The organism is Candidatus Weimeria sp. HCP3S3_B5 (genome assembly GCF_052064335.1).
GTDB lineage: Bacteria > Bacillota > Clostridia > Lachnospirales > Lachnospiraceae > Weimeria.
In genome coordinates, this window is sequence record NZ_JBQHVU010000076.1 from 1 (window position 1) to 422 (window position 422).

1 protein-coding gene is annotated in these 422 nt (G+C 60.2%); it reads right to left on the minus strand.

The window, feature by feature from the left end; genetic code table 11:
• A partial coding sequence (locus ACTNCK_RS11790; RefSeq protein WP_441082912.1) for an LAGLIDADG family homing endonuclease occupies nucleotides 1–422 on the minus strand: 422 nt, incomplete at both ends.

Genomic DNA, 422 nt, shown 5'->3' on the forward strand with positions numbered 1-422 from the left:
GGCCGAACATCTCGACGGGAGCGAGACGCGCGAAGATTGGCCAGCTTCCTCGGGAGGGTCGCGGGCAGCATATCGTCAGGTCGCGTCGTGAATGACACGTCGAAACGCAGCTTGTGCCCCCTCTTGCCGTATTCGCCACCGTCGAGTTCAGAGGTCTTCCACCCCAGTGATCTGACCAGCGAGCGGGCGCCTCTGATGAGTCGCATGTCGGTGTTCGTGAAGGTGGACCTTCCCGTCTTCTTGTGGATGGTTCCGTCGGAATCCATAAGCCCTTGGAGGAGCTGCAAGCGCTGCTCACGGGAAGCGGTCAGGTAAATGTCTGGGATGTGCTTGTTCTTGAGCACACCAAGCGCACGGAGGGCGCCTGTGAAGCGCCCATACCCACCGACTTGGAATCCAATGCGGTAGCAGTTCTCCGAGTC